Here is a 6,951-nt window from a genome sequence, read left to right as displayed (position 1 = left end):
TCATTGGACAGCGTGATAGAACTGCTATCGGGAAAAACACTATACCGGAAGATGTTCGTAAAACATTAGGCAATTATCCTCAGTTGGGAAGAGACACGCAGAAGAAAATATTAAACTCGAAATTGGTTGAACTTGACAATGTCGGACACCTCCCCCACATTGAAGCCTTTGATCGTTTTATAAAACCATTGCTAGACTTTCTGTCCAAGTAAGATTACCCAGAGCTTTTTCGCGATACAATTAATTCCATGATGGTAAATGTAACGCCTTCTTTTGAGAAGGCTTTACTTGTATCAGCTAGTCCGAACTTTTCATAAAAACCTTTCTTATCCGCCCTTGCATTGCACCAGATCCGTTTAAATCCACGCTTTATGGCATCATCAAGAATGTAGTTTAACAAGTACGTACCCAGGCCTTGGCCCTGATATTCTTTTAAAGTTGCAAACTTTCTGAATTGCAATTCATCACCCTTTTCGAAGCAGGAGATTACAGAAGTGAGCACATGATCTTTATAAAGACCGTAATGAAACCCCTCAAAATCATCTTCCAGTTTTACAAAGTCAATCGGTTTATCAGGCCACATTACCTGTTGTCTTATATACCACGTTACCTCCGGTCTTATTTGTTCAACTACCATGGCCAATTAATCTTCTACAAAGCAAATTCAATCCATTTCTTTACGATGACTTTTAGATCACTCGCTTTGGATTCAACTTCTTCTAATGAGGTGAAAGTTGCTACCGCACGGTCATTTGTCACCCACTTTAACAGACCAGTAATATCGTCTATTAACTTCTCTTTTGGCTGTGCTTTAACTTTTGCTCCTCGATGAAAGATGATTTGAACATTTTTAGGAGGGAATAACTTCATGGTAATCCTGTCATCTCCATTAATACAAAAGCTTGGGGCATTCCATTTAATATGTTCTGTAAGCTTCTTATCGGAGGTTAAAATAACACTCCTTAATTTCAGAATAATAGGCATTAAAGGATGCTCAAGATTATCCAGAAAGTCATTCACCTCATTAGTTTCCTTCAATTTATTTGAGGGCATATTATAATATTTAAGACGAAGTAAGTATTAAAGCGGAGGATTCATCCTGTTAAAGCTGTTTTTTAATTCCTCAGGATTTGCCTTTGCCATTGCTTCACTAAAGCCGTAAGTTAATTCTGTTTTGCCTTCTTTTAACTGCTTGAATATAGATTCAACAAAACCGCTTACAGGGCGCGCGGCATCGTGCAATCCCTTCCCGCCAAGGTCTGTATTTAATGCAGGAGGTATCATCTCAATAACTTCAATGTTCTTTGACTTCAGTAAGTATTGCAAAGATAACGTGAAGGAATGAAAGAATGCTTTGGTAGCAGAGTATACTGGTACTTTTGTAAGTGGCACAAATGACAGTCCAGAGGTTACATTAATGATTGTTTTGAGTGAGCTGAGCTTGATAAATAGTGTAACTAGATGAAGCGGTGCTTCTACGTTGGTTATTATTTCTGCTTTAGCCTTCTCATAAAAATCTGCATCAGTAACATTTATCCAGTTTTGGACTCCTGCGTTATTAACAAGAACATTAAGGTCAGGATGTTCTTGTGATATCCAGTTAAAGAGCTCAACGCGCTGCCTTTCGTTAGCAAGGTCACATACTTTTGTGATAACACCCGGCAATTTAGTTGACGCTTCCTTTAGTACGTTTTCTCTTCGCCCGCAGATAATAACTACGTTACCCTCTTGTATAAATCTTTCAGCAAGTCCAAACCCAATTCCACTGGCACCGCCTGTAATTAGTATCTTATTACCTGATAAATTCATTCGCTTTTATTTAAGTGATCGTTATAATTAGTGCTTACAAAATACAAATCAAATTAATCATACCTATTCGAATTAAGATATTACTTCGCAATCCTCATGAAAGCCATCACAACACTTAAAGTTTCTCATAACTATCGTTTAATGTATTTCCAGTGCTAACCCCATTTGAGGGGTATGATTATCCATAATTTACCGATACATATACCTATTTTTCGTGTAACCCAAGGGTAGCAACGTTATTTTAACACAAACGATTTTCCATTAAAATCAGGCGTTTTACGTGTTTCTAATTGTATAGGAGGAGGGTAGCTTCATTACAATTAACTCCTCCCCTTTATGAAACTACCCAGACTCCCAATTATACAATTTTGTATACTGTTCTTGTTCTACCATTGCTCCTACGGTGGCCCCATAGTTGGTTTCGCACTTCCTGATTCGATGATGAAAGTAACTTTGAAGTTTAGAACGCTTTCAAACCTTATTATTCTGCCAGTTACCATTAACGACTCAGTGAAAGTAAACCTGCTGCTCGACACGGGTTGCAGAAACCTTGTTCTATTTGGGAAAAAGTTTGAAAAGCTTTTATCAGTAGATAAGACCAAGGAAGTTATCTTTTCCGGGTTAGGAGATGGTAACGCCGTGCTCGGCCACCTTTCGTTAAATAACCGTGTGACTATTGACGCAGTGCTTGGGCGGAGTGTACCCATAGTGGTTGTACCGCAGAAGAACCTGTTCGGCAAATACAAAGATATCCATGGTGTTATAGGATATGATATCTTCCAGAAATTTGAGATAGAGATAAATTCACGAACACAGGAAATAACGTTTCGTCCTGCGGCAAGCGCAAATGCGCCGGAAGATCATTTAAAAATACCCTTGCGCGTTGATGATTCGAAACCCGTTATCACATCGACAATTTCTTTGGGAGGGAAAACCGTAAGCTATGATCTAATGATTGATACCGGCTCTTCCATTGGGCTTCTTCTTAAAACTACAGACGTTGAGCAGTTTGGAGGGTTTATGGAGAAATCAGTTATAGGACGAGGACTCAATGGTGATTTTATGGGATTCAGCAAAGTAGTTCACATCTTAACTTTAGAGAACTTCAAGCTGAAGAGAGTACTGGCCAGCATTGTTGAATCGCCATCGCGTAACGAGGCGTCTATCGGTATGGAAATACTTAAAGATTACATCGTAATACTAAACTATTGCCGGGCTTATGCCTGCCTTAAAAAACTCGACACGTAAACACTAGCAAGTAATTTCTACTTTTGATTTTTGCACCACGCTAAGAATCTTCATCAGTATTTCCTCATCGCTCGACAGGCCATATTGCTTCTCCTTTGAATCAATATGTCCTGTTTCGAAATACTGGTGAAGTGTATCTGAATTATACAGGTTTACAATCTCCGGATGCACATAGTACTTCTTGCATACGGCAACGGTATTGCCCAGCTTCTGACTCACTTCCTGCATGGCAGCCACTATGTTTTTCTTGTAATCAGATTTCTTCTCACATTTCGCAGCAGCCCTCAATGCCTGAAGCATCGATAGCGTACCTGCCCATGTTCTGAAGTCTTTGGTTGTGAAATCCATCTGCAAGCATTCTTTGAGGTATTGGTTTACCTGACCAGAGTCGATCTTGCGATGCTCGCCATTCTCATCGTAATACTGAAATAACTCTTTACCAGGAATGGCTTTACATTGCCTTACAAGCTTGGCAAATTTCTTACTCTTAAGCTTTACTTTATGATAAACTCCTTTCTTCCCCTTAAAGGAAAAGGTGACTTCGCTTCCTTTTATGTCAACATGGTTATCCTTAAGTGTAGTAAGCCCATAAGACCCATACTGTTTCTCGTAACCCTCGTTGCCAATACGGATAAATGTTCGCTCCATTAAACTCAGAACAATAGCCATGATCTTGCTTACAGGAAACCCTGGCTGATCGAGGTCTTTCTGTAGTCGTTTCCGAAGTTCAGGAAGAACCTTACCAAATTCTATGAGACGGTGAAACTTGGTCTCCTGCTGTAATGCAGACCAACGGTTATGGTACCGGTATTGTTTTCTGTTTCGAGCATCATATCCAGTAGCCTGAATGTGACCTTCGGATGTTGGGCAAATCCAAACTTTGGTCCATGCAGGCGGTATAACGAGCTTCTTGATCCGCTCCAGCGTTTTAGGGTCTCTAACAGTATTACCCTTGTATGTATAAGAGAAACCATTACCCTTTTTCACCCGGGTAATACCAGCTTCTTTATCTGAAACGTAAGTAAGATTAACAACCGAAGCTGCTGCCTCATAGTTTTTATCGATCTTGATAAAATCTCTATGTGTTAATAAATGTGGTACTGCACGCATATAAATGCGTAGAGCCTAAAGGCGTGCCAACTCCAATCTTGTTTAAGGTTCGAGGTTCTGAGTTCTGGGTTCTGGGTGGGCGGTTCTGGGTTGGGTTGCAGAAAGAAGAGAGTTTAGAAGTACCGAAGGCGGGACTCGAACCCGCATGTCTTGCGACACACGCCCCTGAAACGTGCGTGTCTACCAATTCCACCACTTCGGCCTTAAAATCAAAGTTCAAGGCTAAAACTCGTGGGTGTAAAACCATAGAGATGAACCTTGAACTAAATTTAGTGCCCAGGACTGGACTCGAACCAGCACACCCGCAAAGGCGCTACCACCTCAAAGTAGTGCGTCTACCAATTTCGCCACCTGGGCTTTAACGGTTTTCCATTTAATGTTGCCAAGTGTTGTAATCAGTACAAATCTTGACCTCTATAAACCTAAACCTGTCAGAATGGGCGACAAATGTATAAAGGATTAGGAATTTTCCCAATACAGCGACCAGAATGATTCAAAAGTGATTTTATTTTCCGCAAAAAAGCAAGTAAATAACTTCGTTCCCTAAAGGATCTGTTTATTAAGGGAAGAAAGCGTATGCTTCGTTCATCTCGATACTGCCAAAATTTCAGTATGAGAACAGGAACCTGACTCTAGCTCCGTCGTAGCTTCGCCCTAGCTGGCTCGTCAGTATATCCCAGGATGGCCTTCTAAATCGGTTCGATGCCGAGAAAAAGAGGTTTATCCTTTCTGCCCCGACAAAGACGGTTTTCCATACCGCATCCGATGGCACTTTTCAACATACCAAAACAATAAGCTATAGAAAATAAGTATGGACGTAAAAACAGCTATCATAAACGTAGTGGTTTGGATTTATGACTAAGTCAAAGATGGCTGTTGAAACCCGAAAGTATTCGGCAGACAATGGCCGCTTGGCACAGAAGTAAGATTCAAGCGGCTTTTGTAACAATTTAGGGGTATACCCTTCAAATAAAATTAACAGGAATAGTTTTGGCTTACCCCTATATTCGCAACAATTAATAATTACATTTATGAAGAACCGGTTAGCGGGTTTAATAGTACTCTTAATTACACTCTTACAATTTCAATTTTCACATGCTTTTCAACAACCTGATACTACCGGGGCTCCTCCAAAGGACTGGTTTATCCGCGATCCTGGTACTGATTCAGTACAGGGAGTTAGTGCTGAGAAGACATATTCAACCCTTTTAAAGGATAAACCGGCACGTACTGTTTTAGTTGCCGTAATCGATTCAGGAATTGATATTGAGCACGAAGATCTTAAAGATGTCATCTGGACGAACGAGGATGAAATACCTGGCAATGGAATAGATGATGACAAGAATGGTTACGTAGACGATATCCATGGTTGGAATTTTATCGGTGGGAAGAACGGCAATGTAAATGAAGATACTTATGAAGTAACGCGTGAGTATGCAAGGTTAAAACCTAAATACGAAAATATTGACGAAAAGAAGATCGGTAAAAAACAGAAAGCAGAATATGAATACTGGAAAAAGGTAAAAGCGAAATACGACAACGATTCTAAATTCAATGGTGATCAGTATTCGCAATACAAACAACAGTATGAAATGTATAGCAATGCTTACCAAACCATTGAGTTCTGTGATAGTGTACTTGAAAAAGCAACTGGCAAGCCGGTATTAAAATCAAGCCTTGCGGGAGTTGAAGCAAAGAATGACACTGTAAATTTTGCTAAACAAACATTGATGAAGATAATGGAAAGCATAGACGGTGACCTTGCCGTAAAAGACTTTCTTACAGAACTCGATGGGTATTTGCATCAGCTTGAGGAAGGAGTTAATCATTTTAAGGTAGCCGTTGAGTATGGTTACAATACCGAGTTCAATTCACGCACGGTTATAGGAGATGATGTTAATAACCTGAATGAAAAAGGTTATGGCAATAATGACGTTGAAGGACCTGATGCAACGCATGGCACACACGTAGCTGGTATTATTGCAGCAAACCGCACCAACACCATTGGTACAAAAGGTATTGCAGACCATGTAAAGATCATGTCAGTAAGGGCAGTACCCAACGGCGATGAACGCGATAAAGACGTAGCCAACGCAATCATTTACGCTGCTGACAATGGAGCCAACATCATCAACATGAGTTTTGGAAAAGCATTTTCTCCTCAAAAAGAAGCAGTAGACAAAGCTGTAAAATATGCTGAATCAAAAGGCGTACTATTGATCCACGCTGCGGGCAACGATGGTGATGATTTGGATGATCCCAACAAGACCAATTATCCTAACAGAAATTTTAAGAGCGGAGGGCAAGCTAAAAACTGGCTGGAGATCGGCGCTTCTTCTTACGGAGCGGATGATGAATTTGTAGGATCGTTCTCAAACTATGGAAAGAAGTCGGTAGACCTTTTTGCGCCTGGTGTACAAATCTATTCTACTACACCAAATAATGCTTACGAAAATTTACAGGGAACAAGTATGGCATGCCCTGCAACATCAGGAGTTGCAGCGATTATTATGTCTTATTTCCCTGATTTAAAAGCGCAAGAAGTAAAAGAGATACTACGCCAGTCTACACGCAAATTCGACCAGCTAAAGGTAACGCGCCCTGGGACTAAAGATGAACAGGTAGAGTTTAGTCAACTGAGCAGCACAGGTGGCCTTGTTAATGCTTATGAAGCTGTAAAGCTTGCTATGGAAAAGAGTAACAAGCAGGCGGCAAAGTAGTTTCGAGGCCCCGGGTTCTGAGTTTAAGGTTTAAGGTTAAATGTTTTAAGGTTGTTGCACCTGG

The 6,951-nt window shown here is 40.4% G+C and carries 7 protein-coding genes and 2 tRNA genes; 3 read left to right on the top strand and 6 right to left on the bottom strand.

Annotation, left to right across the window (positions count from 1 at the left end):
* A partial coding sequence (locus KK060_RS18470; protein ID WP_367397506.1) for an alpha/beta fold hydrolase occupies positions 1–212 on the top strand: 212 nt, incomplete at its 5' end.
* Between the two features lie 2 nt (positions 213–214).
* On the opposite strand, the gene KK060_RS18465 is transcribed toward KK060_RS18470, so the two are convergent.
* Genes KK060_RS18465 through KK060_RS18455 form a run of 3 tightly spaced genes read right to left on the bottom strand, consistent with a single transcriptional unit; the run spans position 215 to position 1,809 of the window.
* Complete coding sequence (locus KK060_RS18465) at positions 215–637, bottom strand: GNAT family N-acetyltransferase (protein WP_254155257.1); 423 nt, start codon at positions 635–637, stop codon at positions 215–217.
* A 14-nt stretch (positions 638–651) separates the two neighbouring features.
* The gene (locus KK060_RS18460) at positions 652–1,053 is read right to left on the bottom strand and encodes a DUF1801 domain-containing protein (protein WP_254155256.1); all 402 of its coding nucleotides are present in this window, start codon (positions 1,051–1,053) and stop codon (positions 652–654) included.
* Between the two features lie 27 nt (positions 1,054–1,080).
* On the bottom strand, positions 1,081–1,809 hold the full coding sequence (locus KK060_RS18455) for an SDR family oxidoreductase (RefSeq protein ID WP_254155255.1): 729 nt from the start codon (positions 1,807–1,809) through the stop codon (positions 1,081–1,083).
* Positions 1,810–2,145: 336 nt separating this feature from the next.
* Between KK060_RS18455 and KK060_RS18450 the strand changes: the two genes are divergently transcribed.
* Positions 2,146–3,057, top strand: a complete 912-nt coding sequence (locus KK060_RS18450; RefSeq protein ID WP_254155254.1) for an aspartyl protease family protein — start codon at positions 2,146–2,148, stop codon at positions 3,055–3,057.
* 3 nt (positions 3,058–3,060) lie between these two features.
* Here the strand turns inward: KK060_RS18450 and KK060_RS18445 are convergent, their stop codons facing one another.
* The 3 genes from KK060_RS18445 to KK060_RS18435 all read right to left on the bottom strand — a co-directional run bounded on the left by KK060_RS18445 (position 3,061) and on the right by KK060_RS18435 (position 4,524).
* Complete coding sequence (locus tag KK060_RS18445) at positions 3,061–4,167, bottom strand: DNA topoisomerase IB (protein ID WP_254155253.1); 1,107 nt, start codon at positions 4,165–4,167, stop codon at positions 3,061–3,063.
* Positions 4,168–4,287: 120 nt separating this feature from the next.
* Positions 4,288–4,369, bottom strand: a tRNA-Leu gene (locus tag KK060_RS18440).
* A gap of 71 nt (positions 4,370–4,440) precedes the next feature.
* A tRNA-Leu gene (locus KK060_RS18435) sits at positions 4,441–4,524 on the bottom strand.
* A 674-nt stretch (positions 4,525–5,198) separates the two neighbouring features.
* On the opposite strand from KK060_RS18435, the gene KK060_RS18430 reads away from it, so the two are divergent.
* A complete protein-coding gene (locus tag KK060_RS18430; RefSeq protein WP_254155252.1) occupies positions 5,199–6,887 on the top strand; it encodes a S8 family peptidase in 1,689 nt (562 codons plus the stop codon).
* Positions 6,888–6,951 lie beyond the last annotated feature (64 nt).

The sequence above is a fragment of the Chryseosolibacter indicum genome (assembly GCF_018598585.1).
GTDB classification, from domain to species: Bacteria; Bacteroidota; Bacteroidia; order Cytophagales; family Cyclobacteriaceae; genus Chryseosolibacter; species Chryseosolibacter indicus.
This window is presented reverse-complemented; position numbering and strand designations above follow the sequence as displayed.

What these genes read in the sequence shown, in the direction of transcription:
- KK060_RS18450 (WP_254155254.1), top strand. Translation starts at nt 2,146, where the DNA reads ATGAAACTACCCAGACTCCCAATTATACAATTTTGTATACTGTTCTTG.
- KK060_RS18460 (WP_254155256.1), bottom strand. Translation starts at nt 1,053, where the DNA reads ATGCCCTCAAATAAATTGAAGGAAACTAATGAGGTGAATGACTTTCTG.
- KK060_RS18430 (WP_254155252.1), top strand. Translation starts at nt 5,199, where the DNA reads ATGAAGAACCGGTTAGCGGGTTTAATAGTACTCTTAATTACACTCTTA.
- KK060_RS18455 (WP_254155255.1), bottom strand. Translation starts at nt 1,809, where the DNA reads ATGAATTTATCAGGTAATAAGATACTAATTACAGGCGGTGCCAGTGGA.
- KK060_RS18445 (WP_254155253.1), bottom strand. Translation starts at nt 4,167, where the DNA reads ATGCGTGCAGTACCACATTTATTAACACATAGAGATTTTATCAAGATC.
- KK060_RS18465 (WP_254155257.1), bottom strand. Translation starts at nt 637, where the DNA reads ATGGTAGTTGAACAAATAAGACCGGAGGTAACGTGGTATATAAGACAA.